We start from the raw sequence: 26,492 nt of genomic DNA, 5'->3' as shown, positions 1-26,492 counted from the left end.
CGAGGGATGCGGTTGCCGGGCGCCCGGGACTGATGGGCGCCCGGCGTGTGCCTTACACCCGGTTCCAGTCGAACTGGGCCTTCTTGCCGGAACCGAAGAGCTTCAGCGCGCCGTTTTCGCCGACGGCGTTGGGGCGGATGAAGATCCAGTTCTGCCAGGCCGAGAGGCGGCCGAAGATGCGGGTGTTCATGGTTTCGGTGATGCCGAAGCGCAGGTTGGCTTCGAGGCCGGTGAGCGCGTCCGGCGACAGCGCGGCGCGTTCCTCGACCGCGATGCGCACTTCGTCGGCCCAGTCGAGGTCGTCCGGGATCGCGGTGACCAGGCCCAGCTCGTAGGCTTCGGCGGCGGTCAGCAGGCTGCCTTCCTTCGCCTTCACCGCGGCGACCGGCGCCTCTTCCTGGTAGAAGCGGGCGGCGATGCGCGACAGGCCGTTCACCATCGGCAGCGGGCCGAAGTTCATCGCCGACAGGCCGATGGCGTTGGGCGCGGTGGTGGTGTCGAGCATGTAGGAACGGTCGGCGGCGAGCGCCACTTCCAGCAGGGTGCCGGCGAAGCAGGAGCCCGGCTCGATCAGCGCGTACAGGCTGCGCGAGGACACATCGATGCGGGCCAGCGTGCGGCGCAGCATGCCCAGCGTTTCGCGCACGAACCAGTTGCCCTGGTTGGCAACGATGGTGGCGTCGATGTCGAGCACGACCTGGGCGTTGCCTTCGGTGCGCAGCTGCCACAGGCCGATGTCGAGGTGGTTGGTGCGCAGGTTGAGGATGGCGTCGTCGAGTTCGCGCGCCATCTTCAGCGGCCACCAGTTGGCGCCCTGGGCTTCGATCTCGGCGGCGGTCTTCGCGCTGACGGCGGACGGCGCGCGCACGGTCAGCGTGACCGTGCGACCGGCGGCGTCGATCACCGCATCGACGAACTCATAGTGGTAGCCGCTGGCATCCACGGTGCGCTCCAGCGTCGGCAGCGCCACGCCCTTGGCACCGCTCGGGCGGTCGGACAGCTTGGCCAGTTCGGCGGCGCGCTTGGCGATGTGCTCGCCGAACTGCTGGGCCTTGACCACGTCGTCGACCAGGCGCCAGTCCTTCGCACGCTGGCCGCGCACGCCTTCGGAGATGGTGCAGAAGATGTCGGCGTGGTCGCGGCGCACCTTGCGCTTGTCGGTGACGCGGGTGAGGCCGCCGGTGCCGGGCAGCACGCCCAGCAGCGGGACTTCCGGCAGCGACACGGAGGAGTTGCGGTCGTCGACCAGCACGATCTCGTCGCAGGCCAGCGCCAGCTCGTAGCCGCCGCCGGCGGTGGTGCCGTTGCACGCGGCGATGAACTTGAGGCCGGAGTACTGGCTGGCGTCCTCGATGCCGTTACGGGTTTCGTTGGTGAACTTGCAGAAGTTCACCTTCCAGGCGTGGGTGGAGACGCCCAGCATGTAGATGTTGGCGCCGGAACAGAAGATCTTCGGCTTGCCGGAGGTGAACACCACGGTCTTGACGCCGGGGTTTTCGAAGCGGATGCGCTGCAGCGCGTCGTGCAGCTCGATGTCGACGCCGAGGTCGTACGAGTTCAACTTCAGCTTGTAGCCGGGGCGGATGCCGCCGTCTTCGTCGATGTTGAGCGTCAGCGTGGCGACTTCACCGTTCACGTCGAGCTTCCAGTGCTTGTAGCGCGACGGTTCGGTGCGGTAATCGACGGGTTCGATCTTGTTGGCGCTTGCAGCTTCCACTTTCTGTCTCCTCTTCTTTGGGGTTCAGCTCATGACGAGCTGTCTTAACTTCATGAAACTCTCGTCCACCGTCTCGCCCGAGGTGTCGATCACGGTGTCCGCCTTGGCGTAGAGCGGCTCGCGCGCTTCGAGAATGCGCTTGAGGTCTTCCATCGCCTCGTCGTTGCCCGCCATCGGCCGCAGGTCGCCCTGGGCCATCACGCGGGCCATGTGTTCTTCCGGCTGCGCCTTCACCCACACGGTCAGGCAGTTCGACAGCAGCATGTCGTAGGTTTCCTGCTGGGCGACGACGCCGCCGCCCACCGAGATGACGCCGCGTTCGTTGTCGCGGATCACCCGTTCCAGCGTGCGCTGCTCGATCCGGCGGTAGCCCGCCTGGCCGTACAGCGCGAACAGTTCGCTCGCCGGCATGCCGGTCTCGCGCTCGATCTCGCGGTCGAGTTCGATGAAGCCGACGCCCATTTCCTTGGCCAGGCGGTTGCCCAGCGTGGATTTGCCCGCGCCGCGCAGGCCGATCAGCGCCACGCGCTTCCTGCGCACCGCCTCTTCATGGCCGAAGTCGCGCATCAGGCGGAACACCACTTCTTCCAGGCGGTGCTGCGGCAGCCGTTCGAGGAAGCGGCGGATCAGCCGCTTTTCCACCGTGTCTTCCGCTTCCGGCGCCAGCAGCTCGATCAGCGAGACATCCAGCGCGCGGGTGATGTGGCGCAGCAGCACGATCGAGACGTTGCCTTCGCCGGCTTCCAGGTGGGCGAGGTGGCGTTCGGAAACGCCTGCCTCGCGGGCCACCAGCTTGCGCGTCATGCCGCGGCGGTCGCGGATCTCGCGCACCCGCTTGCCGAGCGACATCAGGAACTCGCCGTCGTCGCGTTCGTCGCGGGCTTCGGCGGTCTGGTCGGCGTCGTTGGGGCTGGTCGGGGTCTCGGTCCTGGTGTTCATCTGGTTAGCGTCCTGTGCGAGCTGCAGCACGTGTTGGTTGAACAATAGTGCAGCTAAAAAATGGAGTCAAGAGGTAAAGTGCAGTTTAGTTCCATCGAAAGCGCACTGCATTGCATCTTGTGTAGTCCGGTGCTCGTCAATTTCCAAGTTATGATGCGGTATATTGCGTTGCAGCATGGAATTGAGTGCGGAAAGATGAACTAAAGTGCTTGACGACGGGTTTTCGGGGTGTATTCTATATCCAGCAACTGACGAAGCCGATGCAATCCGCTTCAGGTCATAGATAGAAGACGCGGCGCAGACCGCAGCACAGGTCAACAGGAGGAGCAGGTGAAGCTTGCCAATTACGTATACGGGCAATGGGTGGAAGGCAGCGGCGAGGGGATCGCGCTGCTCGATCCGGTCAATGGCGAGCACCTGGTCTCGGTGTCCTCGGAGGGCGTGGATGTCGGCCGTGCGCTGAGCTTCGCCCGCGACAGCGGCGGCACTGCGCTGCGTGCGCTGGGCTACGAGGCCCGCGCCGGCCTGCTCGGCAAGATCGCCGAAGTGCTCACCGCCAACCGCGACGCCTATTACGACATCTCGCTGCGCAACTCCGGCTCCACCGCCGGCGACATCGCCTTCGATGTCGATGGCGCGATCTTCACCCTCAAGGCCTACGCCCGCGCCGGCAAGGCCCTTGGCGACGCCCGCCTGCTGAAGGAAGGCGGCCGGGTGGCGCTGGCCAAGACCGATGCCTTCCAGGGCCAGCACTTCCTCACCCCGCTGTCGGGCGTCGCGGTGTTCATCAACGCCTTCAATTTCCCGGCCTGGGGCTTGTGGGAAAAGGCCGCGCCCGCGCTGCTCGCCGGCGTGCCGGTGCTGGTGAAGCCGGCCACCCCCACCGCCTGGCTGACCCAGCGCATGGTGGCCGACGTGGTCGCCGCCGGCATCCTGCCGCCGGGCGCGCTCAACATCGTCTGTGGCTCCGCACGCGACCTGCTCGACCACGTCGGCGAATGCGACGTGGTGTCCTTCACCGGCTCGGCGGACACCGCCGCCCGCATCCGCACCCATCCGGCGGTGGTCGCCAGGGCGGTGCGGGTGAATGTGGAGGCCGACAGCGTCAATTCCGCCATCCTCGGCCCCGACGCCCAGCCGGGCAGCGCCGAGTTCGATCTGGCGGTGAAGGAGATCGTGCGCGAACTCACCGTCAAGGCCGGGCAGAAATGCACCGCCATTCGCCGCATCTTCGCGCCCGCCGCGGTGGCACGCGCGCTGGCGGACGCCGTCGCCGCCAAGCTGGCCGGCATGACGGTCGGCAATCCGCGCAGCGAAGGCGTGCGTGTCGGCCCGCTGGTGAGCAAGGCCCAGCAGGCCGCGGCCTTCGAAGGTCTGGCCCGGCTGCGCCAGGACGCCGAGCTGGTGTTCGGCGGCGGCGAGGGCTTCGTGCCGGTCGATGCCGATCCGGCCGTCTCCGCCTTCGTCCAGCCCACGCTGCTGTTCTGCGACAAGGGCCTGGCCGCGCAGCATGTGCACGACGTCGAGGTGTTCGGCCCGGTGGCCACCGTGCTGCCTTATGCCGATACTGCCGAAGTGATCGCGCTCGCCCGCCGCGGCGGCGGTTCGCTGGTGGCCTCGGTGTATTCCGCCGACGCCGGCTTCCTCGCCGAGCTGGTGCCGGGCATCGCCGAACTGCACGGCCGGGTGATGGTGGTGGATGCCGCAGTCGGCGGCCAGCACACCGGCCACGGCAACGTGATGCCGACCTGCTTGCACGGCGGGCCGGGCCGGGCCGGCGGCGGCGAAGAACTGGGCGGCCTGCGCGCGCTCGCGATGTATCACCGGCGTTATGTGGTGCAGGGCGGGCCGGGCTTGCTGGATGCGCTGTCGGCGGGCGCCGCGGACGCGGCGCTGCTGGGGGCTTGAGTTCGTTTTCCCTGGGTGGTGCAGCCCGCTCAGGCCGCACCGCCTTGCTCCCTCCCCTTCTAGGGGGTGAGAGAGGGGTTTCGGCAAGCATCGCTTGCCGCCTCTCGAACGACGGAGCGAAGCGGAGGCTTCTGGACTGGCCCGATTTGCTCCCTCCCCTTCAAGGGGAGGGTTGGGGTGGGGATGGGGTTGATGGCGACGCTGAGCGCAACCCCATCCCCCTCCTAGCCTCCCCCTTGAAGGGGGAGGGACAGAAACCGCCTCGACTGAACCGCATGCGCGCCTTCTACGGCAGGTGCTTCAGGCAACACAAAAAAACCAACTTCGACAGGAGAGACCCATGACGCCCGATGTCTTCCAGGCGCTGATCGCCAAGGTCACCGCGACCATCGCCAGCAAGCCGGTCGATGCTTCGCTGGCCGCCTTCCTCAACGAGCGCTTCCCGCCGGGCAGCGCCGAGTTCGACGACATTGCCGCGGCCTGCAAGCAGGCCGTCGCCGACGGCTGGATGTGCGAGCGCGAGCATGGCGGCATCAAGTACGGCCGTGTCATCAAGCCCTGTGACGCCATCCACGGCTTCAGCGTGGACGTGGTCGAGATGGGCGACGTGGTCGGGCCGCAGCATGCACATCCCAATGGCGAGATCGACATGATCATGCCGCTCGACGGCGCGCCCAAGTTCGATGGTCACGGCGCCGGCTGGTTCGTCTACGGCCCGGGCACGGTGCACAAGCCCACCGTTGCCGGCGGCCGCGCTTACGTGCTCTATCTGCTGCCACAGGGCGCGATCGAGTTCACCCGCTAGCAGCGGTCAGCGCAGCGGACGGGATGCAGCACCGGCACAAGATCGGGCGCATCCGCGGTCCTGCAGGGAATCAACAAACGGAGGAGACAAACGATGCCCACCCTGAGTGCGGCGGACCACGCCACCAGTCCGCCCAGTATCGAGATCCCGCGGCAGTACAACGCCGCCGACGATCTCATCGGCCGCAACCTCGCCGCCGGCCGCGGCGCCAAGCTCGCCTACATCGACGATCTCGGTAGCTACAGCTACGACGAACTCGCGCGCCGGGTGAATCGCTGCGCCAGCGCGCTGCGCGGCAGCCTGGCGCTGCGCCAGGAAGACCGCATCCTGATGTGCGTGCATGACACGGTGGAATTCCCCACCGTGTTCCTCGGCGCGATCAAGGCCGGGGTGATCCCGGTCGCGGTCAATACGCTGCTCACCGCGCACGATTACGAATACATGCTGACCGACAGCCGCGCCCGCGTCGCGGTGGTGTCGGCCGCGCTGCTGCCGCTGTTCCAGCCGCTGCTGGGCAAGGTGCCGACGCTGGAGCGCATCGTCGTCGCCGGCACCGCCAACCCCGGCCCGGACAGCCTCGCCGCCTTGCTGGACACTGGCAGCGACCAGTTCGACGCGGCGCCGACGCTCGCCGACGACGCCTGCTTCTGGCTGTATTCCTCCGGTTCCACCGGCGCGCCCAAGGGCACGGTGCACATCCACTCCAGCCTGATCCAGACCGCCGAGCTGTATGCCCGCCCGGTGATCGGCATCAACGAGCACGACGTGGTGTTCTCGGCGGCCAAGCTGTTCTTCGCCTATGGCCTCGGCAACGGCCTCACCTTCCCGCTGGCGGTGGGTGCCACCGCGGTGCTGATGGCCGAACGGCCGACGCCGGCGGCGGTGTTCGAGCGTTTGCGCCGCCACACGCCCACCATCTTCTACGGCGTGCCCACGCTCTACGCCTCGATGCTGGCAAGCCCCGACTGCCCGACCCGTGCCGAGATGCGGCTGCGCGCCTGTACCTCGGCCGGCGAAGCGCTGCCGGAGGAAATCGGCAAGCGCTGGACCGAGCGCTTCGGCGTCGACATCCTCGACGGCATCGGCTCCACCGAGATGCTGCACATCTTCCTGTCCAACCGCGCTGGCAACGTGCGCTACGGCACCACCGGTAAGCCGGTGCCGGGCTACGCGGTGCGCCTGATCGACGACGAGGGCAAGGAAATCTCCACCCCCGGCGAACCCGGCGAGCTGCAGATCAGCGGCCCGACCGCGGCTGCCTACTACTGGAACAACCGCGAGAAGACGCGCAACACCTTCCAGGGACCGTGGACCCGCAGCGGCGACAAGTACCAGATGGACGCCGACGGCTACTACGTCTATGCCGGCCGCAGCGACGACATGCTGAAGGTGTCCGGCATCTACGTGTCGCCGATCGAGGTCGAGTCCGCGCTGATCGCGCACGAGGCCGTGCTGGAGGCCGCGGTCGTCGGCTGCGAAGACGAGGACAAGCTGATCAAGCCCAAGGCCTACATCGTGCTCAAGCCCGGCATCGCCATCACCGACGCGCTGCGCGACGAACTCAAGGCCCACGTCAAGAGCCTGCTCGCGCCCTACAAATACCCGCGCTGGATGGAGTTCGTGGAGGAACTGCCGAAGACCGCCACCGGCAAGATCCAGCGCTTCAAGCTGCGCGTCGCGGCGTCGCGCTGAGGGAGACAGAAAAATGACTGCGATGCAGCAGGCGATTGCCATCATCAAGGACGAGCACCAGTCGATGGGCGCGGTGCTCAAGGGCCTGCAGGCCCACGTCGAGGCGGTGCGCGAAGGGCGGGACAAACCCGATTTCCCGCTGTTCCAGGCGATGTTCGACTATATCGAGACCATCCCCGACCGCGTCCATCACCCCAAGGAGGACGAATACCTGTTCCGCCTGCTGCGCCTGCGCAGCGACGAGGCCAACGTCATCCTCGACGAACTGGAAGGGCAGCACGACGTCTGTGCGACCCTGCTCAGCTCGGTGCGCAAGGCGATGGCAAGCTACCGCGAAACCGGCGAACTCGCCGGCTTCGAGCGCAGCCTGCAGGCCTACGCCACCTTCCTGTGGGAACACATGCGAAAAGAAGAAGAACTCGTCCTGCCGCTGGCCGAGAAGCACCTGACCGGCGAGGACTGGGAAGCGATCCACGCGGCCTTTCAGGCCAACCGGAGCCAGGCCTGGTAAGGGTCTGGAAAGCAGGGCCACGGGCGGCGGCAACAGCCGCCCGTTCATCAAAAACGAGGAGACAACGATGGAAAAGCAGAATCGCAAGGCAACGCGCGTGGTGGCCGTCCTGGCCGGTCTGGGTCTGGCCACGCTGATGCCGCTGGCCGCCCATGCCGCCGAGAAGGTGAAGGTCGGCCTGATGCTGCCCTACACCGGCACCTACGCCGCGCTCGGCAACGCGATCACCAACGGCTTCAAGCAGTACGTGGCCGAGCAGGGCGGCACGCTCGCCGGCCGCGAGGTCGAGTACTTCGTGGTGGATGACGAATCCGATCCCGCCAAGGCCACCGAGAACACCAACAAGCTGGTCAAGCGCGACGAGGTGGATGTGCTGGTCGGCACGGTGCACTCGGGCGTTGCGCTGGCGATGGCCAAGGTCGCGCGCGACACCAAGACGCTGATGATCATCCCCAACGCCGGCGCCGACGAACTCACCGGCCCGCTGTGTGCGCCCAACGTGTTCCGCACCTCCTTCACCAACTGGCAGCCGGCCTACGCCATGGGCAAGGTCGCCGCGGAGAAGGGCCACAAGACCGCGGTCACGCTGACCTGGAAGTACGCCGCGGGCGAACAGGCGGTGGAAGGCTTCGCCAAGGCCTTCGAGGCGGGCGGCGGCAAGGTCGTCAAGCAGCTCACGCTGCCCTTCCCGAACGTGGAGTTCCAGGCCCTGCTGACCGAGGTCGCCTCGCTCAAGCCGGACGCGGTGTACGTGTTCTTTGCCGGCGGCGGCGCCGCAAAGTTCGTCAAGGACTACGACGCGGCCGGGCTGAAGAAGAGCATTCCGCTGTACTCCAGCGGCTTCCTCACCGACGGCACGCTGGAGGCCATGGGCGGTGCCGGCGAAGGTCTGCTGACCGCGCTGCACTACGCCGACGGCCTGGAAATCCCGAAGGACAAGGACTTCCGCACCAAGTACGCGATGACCTACAAGATGCAGCCCGACGTCTATGCGGTGCAGGGCTATGACGCGGCGCAGTTGCTGAAGTCGGGCCTGGACGCGGTCAAGGGCGGCAAGCTCGACCAGGCGACCATGGTCAAGGCCATGGAAGCGGCCACCATCGACAGCCCGCGCGGCGCCTTCACGCTGTCCAAGGCCCACAACCCGGTGCAGGACATCTACCTGCGCAAGGCCGAAGGCAAGGACAACAAGCTGGTGAACGTCGCGGTCAAGAAGCTGGCCGACCCGGCGCGCGGCTGCCGCATGTAAGAACGGCGGTCCGCCGCGTCCTTCGACGCGGTGATCCGGTGCCAGCACCGTTCGCCCCGAGCCCGTCGAAGGGCAGCCCGGCTCCCGGGCTTCGACAGGCGGGGCCCGGACGCTGCGCCGGACACGCTGCCCGGGCGATGACGCAGCACGTCATCCCATCGCATCAAACCAACCGTATCCGGGCGCCGTCCGCGGCGCCCGGAGGGGAAGGCTCATGGATTTCACGACGTTCCTGATACAGATACTGAACTCGCTGCAGTACGGCCTGCTGCTGTTCCTGGTGGCAAGCGGGCTGACGCTGGTGTTCGGCATCATGGGCATCATCAACCTGGCGCACGGCAGCTTCTACATGGTCGGCGCCTACCTCGCGTTCGCGCTCACCAGCCTCACCGGCAACCTGATGCTCAGCATCGCGCTCGGCATTCCGCTCGCCTTCGTGTTCGGCGCGCTGCTCGAGTGGCTGCTGTTCGCCCACCTCTACAAGCGTGACCACCTCGAACAGGTGCTGCTCACCTACGGCCTCATCCTGATCTTCGAGGAACTGCGCAGCCTCGCGGTCGGCGACGACGTGCACGGTGTCGACATCCCGGCGCTGTTCTCCGCCTCCATCCCGCTGTCGGACACGCTGTCCTATCCGGTGTACCGCATCCTCATCTCGGTGGTGTGCCTGGTGCTGGCCGGCGCGCTGTGGTGGCTGATGCAGCGCACCCGGCTGGGCATGATGATCCGCGCCGGCAGCCACGACCGCGACATGGTCCAGGCGCTCGGCATCGACATCAACCTGCTCTACCGCACGGTGTTCGCGCTCGGCGTGGTGCTGGCGGCGCTGGCCGGCATGCTGGCGGCGCCGATCTCTTCGGTGTATCCGGGCATGGGCTCCAGCGTGCTCATCATCTCCTTCGTCATCGTCGTCATCGGCGGCATCGGCTCGGTGTGGGGCGCGCTCGTCGCCGCGCTGCTGATCGGCTTTGCCGACACCTTCGGCAAGGTGCTGCTGCCCGATCTCGCCGGGCTGGCGGTGTACCTGGTCATGGCGGTGGTGCTGTTGTGGCGCCCCGAAGGCATCTTCAAGAAGGGGTAAGGCGCAATGAATCCGCAAACCAATTCGCGCGGCTTGATGGTCGCCAAGGTGGTGGTGCTCGCCGCGCTGCTCGCCTTTCCGCTGGTGGGCTCCGCCTTCTATACCGAGATGGTGGCCAAGGTGCTGGTGATGGCGATCTTCGCCATGAGCCTGGACCTGCTGGTCGGCTTCACCGGGCTGGTCAGCCTGGGGCACGCCGCCTATTTCGGCATCGCCGCCTACGCGGTGGCGCTGCTGACGCCGAAGTACGACCCCGCCAACCTGTGGATCGCGCTGCCGGCGTCGGTGCTGGGCGCGGCGCTGGCGGCCTTCGTGATCGGCCTCTTCGTGCTGAGGACCAAGGGCATCTACTTCATCATGGTGACGCTCGCCTTCGCCCAGATGGCGTACTACGTCTTCCACGACACCGCGCTCGGCGGCGGGTCGGACGGCATCTACATCAACTTCAAGCCGGATGCGGCGATCGCCGGCTGGGCGCCGTTCGACCTCAACGAGCCGATGCACATGTACTACTTCATCGTCGGCATGCTGGTGCTGGTGTTCGCCTTCCTCACGCTGCTGCTGCGCTCGCCCTTCGGCAAGGTGCTGGTCGGCATCCGCAGCAACGAGCACCGCATGCAGTCGCTGGGCTACGCCACCTTCCGCTACAAGCTGGCCGCCTTCACCGTGGCCGGCGCGCTGGCCGGCGTGGCGGGCTTCCTGTACGGCGTGCTGTTCGGTTTCGTGACGCCGGAATACCTGTCGTGGCACCAGTCCGGCAACGTGCTGATGATGGTGATCCTGGGCGGTATGGGCAACCTGGTTGGGGCGGTGCTCGGCGCCTTCGCCTTCATCGGCCTGCAGGAGGTCTTCTCCGGCTGGACCAAGCACTGGCAGCTGCTGATGGGCGGCGTCATCGTCGCCGCGGTGCTGTTCATGCCGGGCGGCCTGTCGGCGCTGCCGCGCAGGCTCTACAAGAAGTTCAAGGAGGAGCGCATCCATGGGTGAGATGACCGCAGAAATCAAGGCCGCGGTGCAGCCCCACCTGACCGGCGAGGCGCTGCTGGTGGCCGACAAGCTGACCCGCCGCTTCGGCGGGCTGGCCGCCAACCAGGGCGTGTGCATCACGCTGGAGCGCGGCAAGCTGCATGCGCTGCTCGGCCCCAACGGCGCCGGCAAGTCGACCTGCATCAACATGCTGTCGGGTGACCTGCCGCCGTCCGAAGGCCGCATCCTGCTGAAGGGCAAGGACATCACCGGCCTCACCAACGCCCAGCGCTCGCGCATCGGCATCGGCCGCAGCTACCAGCGTACCAACATCTTTCCGCAATTCACCGTGCTGGAGAACTGCCGCCTGGCGGCGCAGTCGCGCAACCCGCGGCCGTGGAAGATCTTCACCGACGCGCTGCGCCTGACCGACACCCTGGAGCGCGCCCGCGCCGCCATCGTCGAGGCCGGGCTGGCCGGCCGCGAAGACCGCATCGCCGGGATCATGTCGCACGGCGAACAGCGCCAGCTGGAGATCGCGATGGTGCTCGCCACCGACGCCGAGGTGCTGCTGCTCGACGAACCGCTCGCCGGCATGGGCTCGGAGGAATCCGCGCAGATGGTCGGGCTGCTCAACAAGCTGAAGCAGAACCGCGCCATCCTGCTGGTGGAGCACGACATGGACGCGGTGTTCGCGGTGGCGGACACCATCACCGTGATGGTCAACGGCGTGGTGCTGGAATCCGGCACGCCGGAGCAGATCCGCAACAGCCCGGACGTGCAGCAGGCCTACCTTGGACACGAGGCGGAACATGAGTGAGATGACGATGGACAGCGGGCGCGCCACCGCCGCCCAGCCGCTGGTGGAGGGCGCCCAGACCGCCGCGGCCGAGGACGGCCGCGAACTGCTGATCGAGGCGATCGGCCTGCACACCTACTACGGCGCCAGCCACATCCTGCACGGGGTGAACTTCCACATCCGCAAGGGCGAGGCGCTGGGCCTGATGGGCCGCAACGGCATGGGCAAGACCACGCTGATCCGCACCATGCTCGGCTTCGTCAATCCGCGCGCCGGCGGCGTGCTGGTGCGCGGCCAGCGCATGACCGGCGGCCCCACCTACAAGATCGCCCGCCTCGGCATCGCCTACGTGCCCGAAGGCCGCGGCATCTTCCCCAACCTGTCGGTGCGCGAAAACCTCAACATGGCGGCGCGCGCCGGGGTGGAAGGCCAGCGCGACTGGACCTTCGACCGGGTGATGCACACCTTCCCGCGGCTGGCCGAGCGCATCAACAACGGCGGCGGCCAGCTCTCCGGCGGCGAGCAGCAGATGCTCACCATCGGCCGCGCGCTGATGACCAACCCCGACCTGCTGATCCTCGACGAGGCCACCGAGGGCCTGGCGCCGCTGATCGTGCGCGAGATCTGGCGGGTGATCCGCGAGATCCGCGACAGCGGCATCGCCACCGTGGTGGTGGACAAGAACCACGCCGCGGTCACCGCGATCACCGACCGCTCGATGATCCTGGTGAAAGGGCAGGTGGTGTTCGACGGCCCCAGCGAGGAGGTGCGCAACAACCCCGAGCTGATCCAGAAGCACCTTGGCGTGTGAGCGGGCACTGAGATGAAAACGGTCACCATCAATGGCACCCGCCTCGAATACGTCCGCCTCCCCTCGGCCCATCCGCGCGAGGGCGCGCCGGCCATCGTCTTCCTGCACGAAGGCCTCGGCTCGGTGTCGATGTGGCGCGACTTCCCGCAGAAGGTGGCCGACGCCACCGGCTGCGAGGCGGTGGTCTATTCGCGCGCCGGCTACGGCCGCTCCGACCCCGCGGTGCTGCCGCGCGCGGTGGGCTACATGCACGACGAAGGCCTGGCGGTGCTGCCGGCGCTGCTGGCCGAACTCGACCTCGAGCGGCCCATCCTGTTCGGCCATTCCGACGGCGGCTCGATCGCGCTGATCTGCGCCGGCGGCACCGACACCCCGCTCGCCGGCGTGATCGCGATGGCGCCGCACGTGCTGGTGGAAGACATCTCGGTCAGCAGCATCGCCCAGGCGAAGGTCGCCTGGACCACCACCGACCTGCCGGCCCGGCTGGGCAAGTACCACAACGACGTAGATGCGGTGTTCCGCGGCTGGAACGACATCTGGCTGCACCCGGACTTCCGCGCCTGGAACATCGAGGAATACCTGCCGCGCATCGCGGTGCCGGTGATGGCGATCCAGGGCGAGGACGACGAGTACGGCACGATGGACCAGATCGACCGCATCGCCCGCGGGGCCAAGGATGTGGAGCTGGTGAAGCTGGCCGACTGCCGGCATTCCCCGCACAAGGACCAGCCCCAGGCGGTGATCGATGCAGTGGTGGAGTTTGTGGAGAGGGTGGTGGAGTGAATGCGGTTCAGCTCCTGGGGGCTGTACTCCCTCCCCTTCAAGGGGGTGAGGCTGGGGTTTCGGCGAGCATGCTCGCCGCCGGCCGAACGACGGAGCGCAGCGAAGGCTCCCGGGCGGGCCTGTTTTTACTCCCTCCCCTTCAAGGGGAGGGCGGGGGTGGGGATGGGGTTTAGACGGTGCTCGCTGAACCCGACCCCATCCCCACCCTAACCCTCCCCTTGAAGGGGAGGGGACAAGAACCGTCTCTTAACCGTACGAGTTGAGTCGACCGAACAAAGAACCATGACCTACGACCGCCCCAAACGCATCCGCTTCGCCCACTGTGATCCTGCCGGCATCGTGTTCTACCCGCGCTACGTCGAACTCTTCAACGAGGTCGTCGAGGACTGGTTCGCCGACGGCCTCGGGGTGTCCTTCCACACCCTGCACGAAGACATGCGCCTCGGCATCCCGATGGTGAAGCTCGAGGTCGAGTACCTCGCGCCCTCGCGCTACGGCGACCTGCTGACCTTCCGCCTGCAGGTGGTGGAGATCGGCAACGCCTCGCTGCAGCTGGAGATCGGCGCCTTCGCCGGCGAGCAGCTGCGGGTGCGCGGGCGGCTCAAGATCGTGCTCGCCGACATCGACAAGCTGCGCCCGGTGCCGATCACCGAAGAATTCTGGCGGCCGAAGTTCGTCGCCTACCTGAAACAACCGGAACAGAAGTGAGCGCCCGCATGGACTACAGCCGCTACACCAGCCTCGAAATCGTCCGCCACGAACGCGGCGTCGTCGAACTCGTCATGGGCCGCGATGGCAAATTGCCGGCGGCCGACCACGCCGGGCACGGCGAACTCGCCGACATCTGGCGCGACATCGACCGCGACCCGGACATCTCGGTGGTGATCGTGCGCGGCCAGGCCAAGGGCTTTTCCGCTGGCGGCACGCTGGAACTGGTCGGCGACATGGTGGAGAGCTTCGAGCACCGCGCCCGCGTCTGGAAGGAGGCGCGCGACATCGTGTACAACATGATCAACTGCTCCAAGATCATCGTCTCCGCGATCAACGGTCCGGCAGTCGGCGGCGGCCTCGCGGTGGCGCTGATGGCGGACATCTCCATCGCCGCCAAGAACGCCCGCCTGATCGACGGCCACACCCGCCTCGGCGTCGCCGCGGGTGATCACGCCGCGATGATCTGGCCGCTCTTGTGCGGCATGGCCAAGGCCAAGCTGCACCTGCTGCTCTCCAATGAAATCTCCGGCGAGGAAGCCGAGCGCATCGGCCTGGTGTCGATGGCGGTGGAGGCCGACGCGCTGATGGACAGCGCGCTGGAGATCGCCAACAAGCTCGCCGCCGGGCCGCAGAGCGCGCTGCGCTGGACCAAGCACAGCCTCAACAACTGGCTGCGCCAGGCCGGGCCGATCTTCGACAACTCGGTGGCGCTGGAAATGCTCGGCTTCACCGGCCCCGAAGTGCGCGAAGGCCTCGCCGCCGTGCGCGAGCGCCGGCCGGCGGTGTTTCCGCCCAACGCGCCGTTCTGAACCCGGGAGATCGACCATGCGCGCACTCGTCTGCCAGGAATTCGCCCCGCTCGACGCCCTGCAGGTCGGCGAACTGCCCGACCCCCGGCCCGCGGCCGGCGAAGTCGTCATCCGCGTCTCCGCGGCCGGCATCAACTTCTACGACACCCTGATCGTGCAGGGTAAATACCAGGTGAAGCCGGCGGCGCCGTTTTCGCCCGGCGGCGAAGTGGCCGGCAGGGTCGCGGCGGTGGGCGAGGGCGTCAGCCATGTGCGGCCGGGCGACCGCGTGTGCGCCTTCACCTCTTACGGCGGCTATGCCGAACTGTGCCGCGCCAAGGCCAGCCAGACCTGGCCGTTGCCGGATGCGGTGGGCTTCGAGGCCGCCGCCGCCGGGCTGGTGACCTACGGCACCGCCTGGTTCGGCCTGCACGACCGCGCCCGCATCCAGGCCGGCGAAAACGTGCTGGTGCTCGGCGCCGCCGGCGGCGTCGGGCTGGCCGCGGTACAGATCGCCAAGGCTGCCGGCGCGCGGGTGATCGCCGCCGCCGGCAGCGCGGAACGCCTGGCGCTGTGCCGCGAACACGGCGCCGACGTGCTCATCGATTACACCGCCGCCGACCTCAAGGACGCGGTCAAGGCCGCCACCGGCGGACAGGGTGCCGACATCGTCGTCGACGTGGTGGGCGGCGCCTACACCGAGGCCGCGCTGCGCGCCACCGCCTGGCGCGGCCGGGTGCTGATCATCGGCTTCGCCGCCGGCGAGATCCCGCGCATTCCCGCCAACCTGCTGCTGCTGAAGGGCTGCGAGGCATTGGGCGTGTTCTGGGACGAGCTGATGCGGCGCGAGCCGCAGGAGGCCGCGCGCCAGGTGGCGGCGGTGCTCGACTGTTTTGCCGACGGCCGCTTGCGGCCGCCGGTCACCGCCGCCTGCGGTCTGGGCGGCGCGGTGGATGCGATGCGCGCGCTCGCCGGCCGCCAGGTCGCGGGCAAGCTCATCGTGCTGCCGCAGCAATAGCTTTACCTCACTACAACACCGATACACACGGCCCCCCGGCCCAACGGAGAACGACCATGGCTCAATACCAGTGCAGCGCCTGCTATTTCCCCTACAACGAAGAGACCGGCCTGCCCGACGAAGGCATCGCTGCCGGCACGGCGTGGGAAGACGTGCCGGAGAATTTCGTCTGCCCGGAATGCGGCACGCCGAAGTCCAACTGGATGCAATACAACCCGGAATAAATTGGCGGCGGCGCACTCCGGTGCGCGCTTCCGATCGATCCGAACCGCATAAGGAATCTTCCGCATGGCCGCACTCGCTCACTCCATCAAGGTCGCCGTGGTCGGCGCCGGCGCCATGGGTAGCGGCATCGCCCACGTCGCCGCGCGCGCCGGGCACACCGTCTATCTGTACGACATGAACGCCGAGGCGGTTGCGCGCGGCAAGGCCGGCATCGAGAAGGACCTGCGCTTTCTCGTCGGCAAGGGCAAGCTCTCCGAGGCCGATTGCGAGGCGACGCTGGCCCGGGTGCAGCCGACCAGCCGCATCGAGGACCTGGCCGACGCCGGCCTGCTGATCGAGGCCATCGTCGAGAACCTCGAAATCAAGCAGAAGCTGTTCCGCCAGCTGGAGGAAATGGTCGGCAGCGGCGCCATCCTCGCCACCAACACCTCGTCGCTGTCGATCACCGCGATGGGTTCGGTGCTGGCGCGGCCCCAGCAACTGGCCGGCCTGCACTTCTTCAACCCGGCGCCGCGCATGGCGCTGGTGGAGATCGTCTCCGGGCTGGCCACCGATCCGGCGGTCGCCGCCACGCTGTACGACACCGCCAAGTCCTGGGGCAAGGTACCGGTGCACGCCACCTCCACCCCCGGCTTCATCGTCAATCGCGTCGCGCGGCCCTACTACGCCGAAGCGCTGCGGGTGCTGGCCGAACGCGCCGCCACCCCGGCGACGCTGGACGCAATCATGCGCGAAGCCTGCAACTTCCCGATGGGCCCGTTCGAGCTGATGGACCTGATCGGCCACGACGTGAATTACGCGGTGACGCGCTCGGTGTTCGACGCCTATTTCGGCGACAAGCGCTTCACCCCCAGCCTGATCCAGCAGGAACTGACCCTGGCCGGCCGCCTCGGCCGCAAGAGCGGGCAGGGCTTCTACGACTACCACGATGGCGCAGACAAGCCGCAGCCGCTGGTGGAGCCGCACGCCGCGCCGGCGAAGGCGGTGTCGGTGAGCGGCGACCTCGGCGTCGCCGCGCCGCTGCTGGCCCGGCTGGAAGCCGCCGGCATTCCGATCGAACACTGCGCCGGCGCGCCCTCGCACGGCGGCGAACTGCTGATCGGCGATGCCCGCCTGCTGATGTCCGACGGCCGCACCGCGACCCACCGCGCCGCCGAGGAAGGCACGCCCGACCTGGTGCTGTTCGACCTCGCCCGCGACTACGCCACCACGCCGCGCATCGCCTTGGCGCGCGCCGACCAGTGCGGCGAGGAAGCCTGGCAACTGGTCGTCGGCACGCTGCAGGCGGCCGGCATCGCCGTCAGCCGGCTGGACGACGTCGCCGGCCTGGTGGCGCTGCGCACCGTCTGCATGCTGGCCAACGAAGCGGCGGACGGCGTGGTGCAGGGCATCGGCAGCGCGGCCGACATCGACACCGCGATGCGCTACGGCACCAATTACCCGGAAGGCCCGCTGGCCTGGGCGGACCGGCTGGGTGTGGATTTCGTGGCGCGGGTGCTGACGAATCTGCGCGCGCACTATGGCGAGGAACGATATCGGCTGTCGCCGCTGATTCAGCGGCGGGCTTACGGGAGGCGGGGGTTGCTTTGAGGGGGTTAGGGGCTTGCTGTAGCTGGGGCGGGGAGAAAGACGTGGCTGGTGCGGATGCAATTGCGTAGGAGCACAGCCCGTTGTTTTTGTCCCTCCCCCTTCAAGGGGGGCGTAGCCGGGGTTTCATCGAGCACTGCTCGATGCCGGCGGAGCGGCGAGGCGAAGCCGAGACTACTGGTTAGGAGGGGGATGGGTGTGGGTTCAGCTTGCACCAAGACCCATCCCCACCCCAGCCCTCCCCTTGAAGGGGAGGGGGCAAAATCAGGCGTGCTCCGGCGCCTTCGCTTCGCTGTTCAGCAGGTGGCAGCGACGCTTGCCGGGACCCCCTGCTTCACCCCCTTGAATGTTTTGCGGTTCCGGCGGCACAGCGCTATCTGCTCTCAGACCCTCAAAGCCCCGTTCCCGCTGAAGCACCGCCCATCCCGCAACAACGGACCAAAAGCATGACCGAAGCAAACCGAGCGATCTCCCCCAGCCGCGGCCGTGGCCGGCCGCCCTTGCCCGAGGCGGCGCGCGCCGCAGCAAACGCCGCGCTGGTCGGCGAAACCCCGCGTGCCGACCGCCTGATCGAATACCTGCACCGCCTGCAGGATGCCCACGGCGCGCTCTACGCCGACCACCTCGCGGCACTCGCCGAGGCGATGAAGCTGGCGCAGGCCGAGGTCTATGAGGTGGCCACCTTCTACCACCACTTCGACGTGGTGCCCGCCGGCGAAACGCCGCCGCCGCTGCTGACGGTGCGGGTGTGCGATTCGCTGACCTGCGCGCTCTACGGCGGGCCGGAACTCGCCGTCGAACTCGAAGGCCGGCTGGGCGCGGAGGTGCGGGTGCAGCGCGTGCCCTGTGTCGGCCGCTGCGACTGCGCGCCGGTGGCGGTGGTGGGGCAGAACCCGGTGATGCACGCCGATGCCGACAAGGTGGCCGCGGCGGTGGCGGCCGGCGAGCGCGAGGAGGCCGCGCCGGAGATCATCGACTTCGACGCCTACCGTGCCGATGGCGGCTACAGGCTGTATGAGTCTGTGGTACGCGGCGAGCACGACGCGGAGGAGGTGCTTGGCGTGCTCGACACCGCCATCCTGCGCGGCCTCGGCGGCGCGGGTTTTCCGGCGGCGCGCAAGTGGCGCACGGTGAGGGCGCAGCCGGCGCCGCGCAACATGGCGGTGAACATCGACGAAGGCGAACCCGGCACCTTCAAGGACCGCCACTACCTCGGCCGCGACCCGCACCGCTTCCTCGAAGGCATGCTGATCGCCGCCCGCGTGGTCGGCATCTCGGCGATCTGGATCTACATCCGCGACGAATACCCGGCGCTGCGCCGCATGCTGCTCGCCGAACTCGACAAGCTGCGCGCGGCGTGGCCGGATCTGCCGCCGATCGAGCTGCGCCGCGGCGCCGGCGCCTACATCTGCGGCGAAGAGTCGGCGATGATCGAATCCATCGAAGGCAAGCGCGGCGTGCCGCGGCTGCGCCCGCCCTATGTGGCGGAGGTGGGCCTGTTCGGCCGGCCGACCCTGGTGCACAACCCGGAAACCCTGTGGTGGGTGCGCGACATCGTCACCGCCGGCCTGGTGCAGGGGGCGCAGTGGCTGGAAGGCCGCGGCCGCAACGGCCGCCGCGGGCTGCGCAGCTTTTCGGTGAGCGGGCGGGTGGCGAAGCCCGGCGTGGTCGTCACCGACGCCGGCATCACCCTGCGCCAGCTGGTCGATGAGCACTGCGGCGGCATGCTGCCGGGGCACGAGCTGTACGGCTATTTTCCCGGCGGCGCCTCGGGCGGCATCCTGCCCGCCCGCCTCGCAGACGTGCCGTTGGACTTCGACACGCTGGCGCCCTATGGCTGCTTCATCGGCTCGGCGGCGATCGTGGTGTTCTCGCAGCACGACAAGGCCCGCGTGCTGGCGGAGAACGCGATGCACTTCTTCGCCCATGAGTCCTGCGGCCAATGCACGCCCTGCCGCGTCGGTACCGCCAAGGCCGCCGACCTGATGGCCGCGCCCAAGTGGGACGCCGGCCTGCTCGACGAACTCGGCAGCGCGATGATGGACGCCTCGATCTGCGGCCTCGGTCAGGCCGCGCCCAACCCGATGCGCTCGGTGCTGCGCTACTTCCCGCAGGAAGTCGGCGCAGTGGGCGCAAGCGAACAGAAGGAGGGCGCGGCATGAACGCCCCCGACACCATTACCTTCGAACTCGACGGCCGCGCGGTGGACGCCGCCCCCGGCGAATCCATCCTGCTCGCCGCCCGCCGCGCCGGCGTGGACATCCCCCACCTGTGCTACACCGACGGCCTGCGCGCCGACGGCAACTGCCGCGCCTGCGTGGTCGAGATCGACGGCGAGCGCGTGCTGGCGCCGTCCTGCTGCCGCGCGCCCAAGCCCGGCATGAAGGTGCAGAGCGCCAGCAGTCGGGCGCGCGCCTCGCAGCGCATGGTGCTGGAGCTGCTGCGCGCCGATGTGCCGGTTGAAGCCGAAAAGGCGGATTCGGAACTGGCCTACTGGTGCGAGCAGCTCGGTGTCGGCGACAGCCGCTTCGCGCCGCGCGAACAGCCAGTGGCCGACACCAGCCACCCCGGCATCGCGGTGAACCTCGCCGCCTGCATCCAGTGCAACCGCTGCCTGCGCGCCTGCCGCGAGATCCAGGTGAACGACGTGATCGGCTATGCGCATCGCGGGGCGGAATCGAAGATCGTGTTCGATCTGGACGTGGGGATGGGGACCTCGACCTGCGTGGGCTGCGGAGAGTGCGTGCAGGCCTGTCCGACGGGGGCGCTGGCGCCGGCGTTGTCGTTGAGCCTGTTCCATGCGGTGGACGGTGGAGATGCGAGTGCGCCTAACCCCATCCCCACCCCAACCCTCCCCTTGAAGGGGAGGGAGAATATCGGTCCATCCCTACAGTCTTTGCCTTCTCGCTCCCATTTGAAGGAAAGAGAGCAGGCCACCTACACCCCCACCCGCCAGATCCACTCCCTCTGCCCCTACTGCGGCGTCGGTTGCCAGGTCACCTACCACGTTGCCGGCGAGGGCGCTTCCCAGAAGATCGTCTTCGCCGAAGGCCGCGACGGCCCCGCCAATGCCGGGCGGCTGTGCGTCAAGGGCCGCTACGGTTTCAGCTACAGCCGCAACCGCGAACGCCTCACCGTGCCGCTGATCCGCAAGCCCGGCATCCCCAAGGGCGTGAACCTCGACCCCGCCAATCCGCTCGCCGCCTTCCGCGAGGCGAGCTGGGAAGAGGCGCTGGACTTCGCCGCCGGCGGGCTGGCGCGCATCAAGCGTGAGCATGGGCCGCAGGCGCTGGCCGGGTTCGGCTCGGCCAAGGGCAGCAACGAGGAGGCCTATCTGTTCCAGAAGCTGGTGCGCACCGGCTTCGGCACCCACAACGTCGACCACTGCACCCGGCTGTGCCACGCCTCGTCGGTGGCGGCGCTGCTGGAAGGCATCGGCTCGGGCGCGGTTTCCAACCCGGTGCGCGATGTCGAGATCGCCGACCTCGCCATCGTCATCGGCGCCAACCCGGCGGCCAACCATCCGGTGGCGGCGAGCTTCATCAAGAACGCCGCCGAGCGCGGCATGAAGCTGGTGATGATGGACCCGCGCCAGACGCCGCTCGCCCGCCACGCCTGGCGGGTGCTGCAGTTCCGCCCGGATGCGGACGTCGCGCTGCTGCTGTCCATGGCCTGCGTGATCATCGAGGAAGGGCTGATCGATGCCGACTTCATCGCCCGCCGCACCGAGGGCTTCGACGCCTTCCGCGAGGCGGCGCTGCAATACCCGCCGGAGCGGATGGCGACCATCACCGGCATCGCGGCCGACACCGTGCGCGAGGTCGCGCGCGCCTACGCCCGTGGGCCGAACTCGATCATCTTCTGGGGCATGGGCGTGTCGCAGCACACCCACGGCACCGACAACGTGCGCTGCCTGATCGCGCTCGCGCTGATGACCGGCCAGATCGGCCGCGCCGGCACCGGCCTGCATCCGCTGCGCGGCCAGAACAACGTGCAGGGGGCGTCCGACGCCGGGCTCATCCCGATGATGCTGCCCGACTACCAGAAGGTGGCCGACCCCGCAGTGCGCGCCCGCTTCGAGGCGCTGTGGGGCCAGCCGCTGCCGACCGAGCCGGGCCTCACCGTGGTCGAGATCATGGATGCCGCCTGCGCAGGGCGCATCCGCGGCATGTACATCGAGGGCGAGAACCCGGCGATGTCCGACCCCGACCTCGGCCATGCGCGCGAGGGCCTGGCCAACCTGGAACATCTGGTGGTGCAGGACATCTTCCTGACCGAAACCGCGATGCTGGCCGACGTGGTGCTGCCGGCGTCCTCGCAGTACGAGAAGACCGGCAGCTTCACCAATACCGACCGCCTGGTGCAACTCGCGCGGCCGGCGCTGCCGCTGCCGGGCGAGGCGCGCCAGGACTGGTGGATCATCCAGCAGATGGCGCAGCGCCTCGGCCTGGCCTGGGACTACGCCGGCCCGCATGAGGTGTTCGCCGAACTGACGCGGGCGATGCCGAGCTATGCCGGCATCACCTGGGCGGCGCTGGAGGACGCGGGCGCGGTAGTGGCGCCCAAGGCGGCGGTGGACCAGCCCTCGCAGCCGGTGCTGTTCCAGGCGGATTTCCCCACCGCCAGCGGCCGCGGCCGCTTCGTGCCGGCGACGCCGCTGCCAGCGGCCGAGCTGCCGGATTCCGAGTTTCCGATGGTGCTGATCACCGGGCGCGTGCTGGAGCACTGGCACACCGGCTCGATGACGCGCCGCGCCGATGTGCTCGACGCCCTCGACCCGGTGCCCTGGTGCGGCATGCATCCGGCCGATCTCGCCCGCCTCGGCGTCGCTTCCGGCGGCCGCGTGGTGCTGGAGACGCGGCGCGGCCACATCGAACTGGAAGCGCGCGCCGACGAGGGCGTGCAGCCGGGCTCGGTGTTCATGGCCTTCTGCTACGTGGAAGCCGCAGCCAACCTGCTGACCCAGCCAGCGCTGGACCCCTTCGGCAAGATTCCGGAGTTCAAGTACTGCGCGTTGCGGGTGGGGGTGCCGGTGGGCGCGTGAGGGGCGAAGGGTGGCGGAGTTGCCTTGGGGCTTTGAGGCCCTGGGGCGACTGGGCGGCTCCGAGTTCCTCCCCCTTCAAGGGGAGGGGGCAGTCTATCCCGCACGGCAGGTGGTGCCGAAAGCCGCCATCGGTCGGCACGCCCCGAGCAATGATCGCTGAATTCCCGCTTCGCTCCCCGCAAGGTGGAACAAGGTTCTGTTCCCTGTTCAATGCTAACGCGGCAGGCAAGGAACACGGGGCGAGCCGGATCGCTCCCTCCCCGTCAAGGAGGTGAGGACGGGGTTTCGGCGAGCATCGCTCGCCGCCGCCCGAACGACGGTGCCTCCCGGCACCGGCTACCGGGTTAGGAGGGGATGGGGTCGCCCCGACGCAGCCCCTCAACAGCGCACTATGCGACCATCGTCGCCGTTCCGTTATGCCACAGCGCTGCCCACCCTGCTGCCCCGCGCCGTTCCGCTTTGAAACACCCTCTGTTTTGCTGTCCAGCAGCAGCCGTGCACCGCCCTGCGCGCTGGCCTGCAAGCATTTCACGATGATCGCCCGATGCTGCGCTGCGTAATGCCGCCACGCTGTGCATCTGGCATGCGCGTTGCCCGGTCGGCGGATCGAAATCACGCAAGGGTGGCGACATGACGGATGCGCGGGCGGTGCTTGGACATCTGCTGGGGCTGGAGGAACCGTGGGCGGTGCGCGGGGTGGACCTTTCCGCGCGCATCCGTGAAATGGTGGTCCATGTCGGCGTCGAGCAGCCGCGCGGCTGGTTTGGCCGCGCGCGCCGCGCGCCGGTGGGGCACGAGCGCGAGATGGACTGGCGTCATGTCAATGTCGGCGACTGGCGGGTGCAGTTGAAGGTGGCGGTGCCGGAGGGCGCGGACCTGTCGCGCTTCGGCTGGGCGGGGGAGGACGAGTTGCCATTCACCCGCGCGCTGACCCGCCAGATCTTCGCACTGTTCCGCGAGGGCGTGAGCCTGGAGCACATCTGCAAGCTGCTGAACCTGCCGCTGACCGAGGTCTGGCGCTACCGTTTCGCGCTCGACACCGGCAAGCAAGGCGGCAGCGGCGAGGGCGAGGCGCTGCCTGCGGCCAGTGCGGCCGGTGATTCCGCGGTGCCGCCGCCGGAGCATCCGGTGTGGCTGGCGCTGCTTGAAGGGCGGCAGGAGATCGACGTGCGCGTGCTGGCGCTGAAGCTGCTGCTCGGCCGCAGCCGCGGGCAGTTCGAGCTGATTACCGATGACGAGGTGCGGGCGCTGAAGGTGCGCGAACTGCACCGCTATTTCGTCCGCAACGAGCGCGCGCTGGCGCATGAGCTGGCTCAGCTCCGGGAGATGGCATGAGCGCCGTCGCCCGGCCGCCGAAGGGCGCGCGTTCTCACTCACCGAAAACTTCACCCAGGGACAGGAGGGTAGTGCGGTGAGCGCTGCTGACAAAATCATCTCGGCCGGCCACGGCGGCTGCCTGCTTACCGTGGCCGAAGCTGCCGACCGCATCGGCAGCGGCGCGCTGCTGTCGATCGCCGGCGACGAAGCCTGCCTGCGCGCGCTGCCGCGCGGCAACTGGATCGGCGGGACGATTCCCTATTTCATGGATGAGGCGGGCGGGCAGGTGAGCCGCGACCGGGTGTTCGTGACCGAGCTGCCGGGCATCGCCGCCGACATCCGGCTGTACGACACCGTGGGTATCGCCGGCCTGTGCATGGACGCGCCGGCCAACGGCTACACCCTGCTGATCATCCCGGCGTTCTCGGCGGTGCATTCGCTGTACGCGCGGCGCGCGCCGGATTTCGAGGACATGTTCGTCAAGCCGGTGGCGGGCTGGGTGGCCGGCGTGCATCTGGACGACCTCGGCCGGGTGGAGCCGCTGGTGGTCGATGGGCGCAGCGGCCGCTTCTCGCCGGAGCACGCGGCGGCGATCCATGTGACGCTGGCCGATGAGGACTACGCCACGGTCGAGATCGTCAACGTGATGCAGCCGGCGGCCGGCGCGGAGCTGCGCTTTCCCGAAACCGGCTTTTCCGCATCGCGCTGCCGGGTGGACGGCGTCGAGCAGGATTTCGCCGAGTGGCTGCAACGCAGCGGCGCCGACCTGCGCCTGCCGCTGGTGGCGGACTACTGCGGCGCGCGGGTGAATGTGTCGTTCAAGGGCATCAACGCCGCCGAGGGGCGGGTGGAGTTCTATGCGCCGGTGTTCGACGACGTAGCCTACCGCCTGGCCGCGCCGGTGGCGGATTACCCGGCGGCGCTGCAAGTGGCGTTGCCGGCCGGCGAGCGCGCGGATTTCGCCTGCAACTGCATCCTCAACTACCTGCACGGCGGGCTGGAAGGGCGGCGCGCCGGCAACTTCTTCGGGCCGATCACGTTTGGCGAAGTGGCCTACCAGCTGCTGAACCAGACCCTGGTGTATCTGAAGGTGGCCCGCGCCTGATGCAAGGCGGCGCCGGGTGCGCGGCAGGCGTTGGGCAAGGGCGCGCGGCCGCATGCCGCGGGCTGGCTCGTGACCACCGCGCAGCGTGCTTGTCGGGGCGGGGAGAGGCGTGAATGAGGTGGCCGGTGCCCCGCCGCGTCAGCCGGTCAGCCAGCGCATCCAGCGCGGCGCGCTGACCAGCGTGGGCTGCCAGCGCCAGCCGGCCGCCGTGACGCGGTCGATGGCGGGCTGCTTGAGCAGGCGCGAATCGAAACGGGTGGCGTGCACCAGTTCGCCGCTCGGGCGGCCGGCGGCGTCGAGCTGGATGCCGTAGTGGCGTTCTTCCTCCACGCGGAACAGCTCGATGCCGCTGGAGTGCTGCCACGCGAGGCGCAGGCCGCTATAGCCGGCGGAGGTATCGATCCGGCTCCAGTATTCGCGCACCCGCACCGTGCGCTCGGCCTCGTCGAAGTTGAGCACCAGCCTTTGCGTGCGTTGCAGGCGGTGCAGGTGCATCAGGTCGAACCAGCGCGCGTCGGCGTAGTTCCAGTCGAGCAGGATGCTGCCGTCGGGCGCGGCATCGGCCTGCACCGGCCCGCCGCCGGCATACGCGGCGAGTACCTGCAGCCGCAGCACCGAGGCCGGCATCGGGTGCGCGTCCGGGCCGGGATCGGTGCGCGCCGCCCACGCCGCGCCCCAGAAGAACCAGGCCACCACGGCGGCCAGGTTGAGCGCCGCGAAACCGAGCATGGCCGGCCCGCTCAGGCTGCCGCTGACCAGCCGCGCCTCGTGCGCGCGTTGCGGCGGTGTGGGCGGCGGCGGCTGCCAGCTGCCCAGCACGCGTTCGCGGCGAGCGATCACCGCCTCGCGGCTTGGGCCGGTCCAGGCATAGAGTTCGTTGCCCGCCACCACCACGTGGTTCCATTCGCCTCCGCCGCCGTAGCGGCGCGCGGTCCAGCCGGCGCGGTCGCTGCCGCGGGCGAGCGCGAACTGGAAGAAGTTGCCGTAGGCGTCCAGCGCCCGCGTCGCCGCGCGGGCGTCGGCAAAGCGCGCGGCGAGCGCGGATTCGCCCTCTGCCGTGAAGGAGAGCACCGCGATCGCGGCCTCGCCCAGCACCGGCGCCAGCGCCGCGCGCGGATCGGTCATCAGGCTGGGGTCGGCGTTGTGGCCGAAGACCAGCTCCCACGGCACCGGCTGCAGCACGGCGGCTGCCTGGGCGGGTTGTGCATCGGCGCGCTGTTGCTCGAAACGGATGACGTCGAGCACATGAACGGCGGCTTGGGGCAGGCCGATCAGCCCGATCAGCACGAAGATCCACACCAGCGGTTTCAGCGAAACCCCGGCCCGATGCATGGTGACGGCGAGCACTGCGGCCACCAGCAGCGTGATGGCGGCGGCCGCGGCGAGGCCGACGAGAACGGGGTATTCGGCGAACCAGTGATGTAGGCGATGCATGG

General features: G+C 68.7%; 22 protein-coding genes. 19 read left to right on the top strand and 3 right to left on the bottom strand.

The features are described from left to right. Positions 1-52 precede the first annotated feature (52 nt). Together boxC and dqs_RS15725 are read right to left on the bottom strand one after the other, a co-directional pair. Positions 53-1,717 (bottom strand): 2,3-epoxybenzoyl-CoA dihydrolase, encoded by a 1,665-nt coding sequence (boxC, locus tag dqs_RS15730; protein WP_011766781.1) that lies wholly within the window; start codon positions 1,715-1,717, stop codon positions 53-55. Between the two features lie 24 nt (positions 1,718-1,741). Continuing rightward, positions 1,742-2,656 carry a helix-turn-helix transcriptional regulator gene (locus dqs_RS15725; RefSeq protein WP_011766780.1) on the bottom strand — a complete coding sequence of 305 codons (915 nt, stop codon included), beginning with the start codon at positions 2,654-2,656 and terminating at the stop codon, positions 1,742-1,744. 330 nt (positions 2,657-2,986) lie between these two features. On the opposite strand from dqs_RS15725, the gene dqs_RS15720 reads away from it, so the two are divergent. From dqs_RS15720 to dqs_RS15630, 19 genes are all read left to right on the top strand, one after another. Beyond that, the gene (locus tag dqs_RS15720) at positions 2,987-4,564 is read left to right on the top strand and encodes a 3,4-dehydroadipyl-CoA semialdehyde dehydrogenase (protein ID WP_065341073.1); all 1,578 of its coding nucleotides are present in this window, start codon (positions 2,987-2,989) and stop codon (positions 4,562-4,564) included. A 340-nt stretch (positions 4,565-4,904) separates the two neighbouring features. After that, a complete protein-coding gene (locus tag dqs_RS15715) occupies positions 4,905-5,369 on the top strand; it encodes a DUF4863 family protein (protein WP_065341072.1) in 465 nt (154 codons plus the stop codon). Positions 5,370-5,462: 93 nt separating this feature from the next. Then, positions 5,463-7,061, top strand: a complete 1,599-nt coding sequence (locus tag dqs_RS15710; RefSeq protein WP_065341071.1) for a benzoate-CoA ligase family protein — start codon at positions 5,463-5,465, stop codon at positions 7,059-7,061. Positions 7,062-7,074: 13 nt separating this feature from the next. Further along, positions 7,075-7,572 carry a hemerythrin domain-containing protein gene (locus dqs_RS15705; RefSeq protein WP_011766776.1) on the top strand — a complete coding sequence of 166 codons (498 nt, stop codon included), beginning with the start codon at positions 7,075-7,077 and terminating at the stop codon, positions 7,570-7,572. Between the two features lie 67 nt (positions 7,573-7,639). Further along, a complete protein-coding gene (locus dqs_RS15700) occupies positions 7,640-8,821 on the top strand; it encodes an ABC transporter substrate-binding protein (protein WP_011766775.1) in 1,182 nt (393 codons plus the stop codon). Positions 8,822-9,035: 214 nt separating this feature from the next. Next, positions 9,036-9,902, top strand: coding sequence for a branched-chain amino acid ABC transporter permease (locus dqs_RS15695; protein ID WP_011766774.1), 867 nt, complete (start codon positions 9,036-9,038; stop codon positions 9,900-9,902). Between the two features lie 6 nt (positions 9,903-9,908). After that, on the top strand, positions 9,909-10,889 hold the full coding sequence (locus tag dqs_RS15690) for a branched-chain amino acid ABC transporter permease (RefSeq protein WP_065341070.1): 981 nt from the start codon (positions 9,909-9,911) through the stop codon (positions 10,887-10,889). After that, complete coding sequence (locus dqs_RS15685) at positions 10,882-11,688, top strand: ABC transporter ATP-binding protein (protein WP_179947995.1); 807 nt, start codon at positions 10,882-10,884, stop codon at positions 11,686-11,688. Before dqs_RS15690 ends, dqs_RS15685 begins: the two co-directional genes overlap by 8 nt. Beyond that, positions 11,681-12,478, top strand: coding sequence for an ABC transporter ATP-binding protein (locus dqs_RS15680; RefSeq protein ID WP_236778696.1), 798 nt, complete (start codon positions 11,681-11,683; stop codon positions 12,476-12,478). The genes dqs_RS15685 and dqs_RS15680 overlap by 8 nt, the downstream gene beginning before the upstream one ends. Before the next feature lie 12 nt (positions 12,479-12,490). Continuing rightward, positions 12,491-13,261 carry an alpha/beta fold hydrolase gene (locus dqs_RS15675; RefSeq protein WP_065341068.1) on the top strand — a complete coding sequence of 257 codons (771 nt, stop codon included), beginning with the start codon at positions 12,491-12,493 and terminating at the stop codon, positions 13,259-13,261. A gap of 282 nt (positions 13,262-13,543) precedes the next feature. Then, positions 13,544-13,969, top strand: a complete 426-nt coding sequence (locus dqs_RS15670) for an acyl-CoA thioesterase (RefSeq protein WP_065341067.1) — start codon at positions 13,544-13,546, stop codon at positions 13,967-13,969. Beyond that, positions 13,966-14,781, top strand: a complete 816-nt coding sequence (locus tag dqs_RS15665; RefSeq protein WP_236778695.1) for an enoyl-CoA hydratase/isomerase family protein — start codon at positions 13,966-13,968, stop codon at positions 14,779-14,781. Before dqs_RS15670 ends, dqs_RS15665 begins: the two co-directional genes overlap by 4 nt. 16 nt (positions 14,782-14,797) lie before the next feature. Next, a complete protein-coding gene (locus tag dqs_RS15660; RefSeq protein WP_065341066.1) occupies positions 14,798-15,778 on the top strand; it encodes an NADPH:quinone oxidoreductase family protein in 981 nt (326 codons plus the stop codon). A 56-nt stretch (positions 15,779-15,834) separates the two neighbouring features. Next, positions 15,835-16,002 (top strand): rubredoxin, encoded by a 168-nt coding sequence (locus dqs_RS15655; protein ID WP_011766766.1) that lies wholly within the window; start codon positions 15,835-15,837, stop codon positions 16,000-16,002. Positions 16,003-16,066: 64 nt separating this feature from the next. Continuing rightward, positions 16,067-17,593, top strand: a complete 1,527-nt coding sequence (gene paaH / locus dqs_RS15650; RefSeq protein WP_065341065.1) for a 3-hydroxyacyl-CoA dehydrogenase PaaH — start codon at positions 16,067-16,069, stop codon at positions 17,591-17,593. A gap of 443 nt (positions 17,594-18,036) precedes the next feature. Next, positions 18,037-19,752: an NAD(P)H-dependent oxidoreductase subunit E gene (locus dqs_RS15645; protein WP_065341064.1), complete on the top strand. Its 1,716-nt coding sequence runs from the start codon at positions 18,037-18,039 to the stop codon at positions 19,750-19,752. Beyond that, on the top strand, positions 19,749-22,634 hold the full coding sequence (gene fdhF / locus dqs_RS15640) for a formate dehydrogenase subunit alpha (RefSeq protein WP_065341063.1): 2,886 nt from the start codon (positions 19,749-19,751) through the stop codon (positions 22,632-22,634). Before dqs_RS15645 ends, fdhF begins: the two co-directional genes overlap by 4 nt. 630 nt (positions 22,635-23,264) lie before the next feature. Next, positions 23,265-23,969 carry a hypothetical protein gene (locus dqs_RS15635; protein WP_065341062.1) on the top strand — a complete coding sequence of 235 codons (705 nt, stop codon included), beginning with the start codon at positions 23,265-23,267 and terminating at the stop codon, positions 23,967-23,969. Between the two features lie 76 nt (positions 23,970-24,045). Next, the gene (locus dqs_RS15630) at positions 24,046-25,056 is read left to right on the top strand and encodes a DUF6976 family protein (protein WP_065341061.1); all 1,011 of its coding nucleotides are present in this window, start codon (positions 24,046-24,048) and stop codon (positions 25,054-25,056) included. A gap of 138 nt (positions 25,057-25,194) precedes the next feature. Here the strand turns inward: dqs_RS15630 and dqs_RS15625 are convergent, their stop codons facing one another. Beyond that, entirely contained in the window at positions 25,195-26,490 is a 1,296-nt protein-coding gene (locus dqs_RS15625; protein WP_065341060.1) for a hypothetical protein, read from the bottom strand. Between the last annotated feature and the right edge of the window lie 2 nt (positions 26,491-26,492).

The sequence above is a fragment of the Azoarcus olearius genome (assembly GCF_001682385.1).
GTDB lineage: Bacteria > Pseudomonadota > Gammaproteobacteria > Burkholderiales > Rhodocyclaceae > Azoarcus > Azoarcus olearius.
This window is presented reverse-complemented; position numbering and strand designations above follow the sequence as displayed.

What these genes read in the sequence shown, in the direction of transcription:
- dqs_RS15725 (WP_011766780.1), bottom strand. Translation starts at nt 2,656, where the DNA reads ATGAACACCAGGACCGAGACCCCGACCAGCCCCAACGACGCCGACCAG.
- dqs_RS15715 (WP_065341072.1), top strand. Translation starts at nt 4,905, where the DNA reads ATGACGCCCGATGTCTTCCAGGCGCTGATCGCCAAGGTCACCGCGACC.
- dqs_RS15710 (WP_065341071.1), top strand. Translation starts at nt 5,463, where the DNA reads ATGCCCACCCTGAGTGCGGCGGACCACGCCACCAGTCCGCCCAGTATC.
- dqs_RS15705 (WP_011766776.1), top strand. Translation starts at nt 7,075, where the DNA reads ATGACTGCGATGCAGCAGGCGATTGCCATCATCAAGGACGAGCACCAG.
- dqs_RS15700 (WP_011766775.1), top strand. Translation starts at nt 7,640, where the DNA reads ATGGAAAAGCAGAATCGCAAGGCAACGCGCGTGGTGGCCGTCCTGGCC.
- dqs_RS15695 (WP_011766774.1), top strand. Translation starts at nt 9,036, where the DNA reads ATGGATTTCACGACGTTCCTGATACAGATACTGAACTCGCTGCAGTAC.
- dqs_RS15690 (WP_065341070.1), top strand. Translation starts at nt 9,909, where the DNA reads ATGAATCCGCAAACCAATTCGCGCGGCTTGATGGTCGCCAAGGTGGTG.
- dqs_RS15685 (WP_179947995.1), top strand. Translation starts at nt 10,882, where the DNA reads ATGGGTGAGATGACCGCAGAAATCAAGGCCGCGGTGCAGCCCCACCTG.
- dqs_RS15680 (WP_236778696.1), top strand. Translation starts at nt 11,681, where the DNA reads ATGAGTGAGATGACGATGGACAGCGGGCGCGCCACCGCCGCCCAGCCG.
- dqs_RS15675 (WP_065341068.1), top strand. Translation starts at nt 12,491, where the DNA reads ATGAAAACGGTCACCATCAATGGCACCCGCCTCGAATACGTCCGCCTC.
- dqs_RS15670 (WP_065341067.1), top strand. Translation starts at nt 13,544, where the DNA reads ATGACCTACGACCGCCCCAAACGCATCCGCTTCGCCCACTGTGATCCT.
- dqs_RS15660 (WP_065341066.1), top strand. Translation starts at nt 14,798, where the DNA reads ATGCGCGCACTCGTCTGCCAGGAATTCGCCCCGCTCGACGCCCTGCAG.
- dqs_RS15655 (WP_011766766.1), top strand. Translation starts at nt 15,835, where the DNA reads ATGGCTCAATACCAGTGCAGCGCCTGCTATTTCCCCTACAACGAAGAG.
- paaH (WP_065341065.1), top strand. Translation starts at nt 16,067, where the DNA reads ATGGCCGCACTCGCTCACTCCATCAAGGTCGCCGTGGTCGGCGCCGGC.
- dqs_RS15645 (WP_065341064.1), top strand. Translation starts at nt 18,037, where the DNA reads ATGACCGAAGCAAACCGAGCGATCTCCCCCAGCCGCGGCCGTGGCCGG.
- fdhF (WP_065341063.1), top strand. Translation starts at nt 19,749, where the DNA reads ATGAACGCCCCCGACACCATTACCTTCGAACTCGACGGCCGCGCGGTG.
- dqs_RS15635 (WP_065341062.1), top strand. Translation starts at nt 23,265, where the DNA reads ATGACGGATGCGCGGGCGGTGCTTGGACATCTGCTGGGGCTGGAGGAA.
- dqs_RS15625 (WP_065341060.1), bottom strand. Translation starts at nt 26,490, where the DNA reads ATGCATCGCCTACATCACTGGTTCGCCGAATACCCCGTTCTCGTCGGC.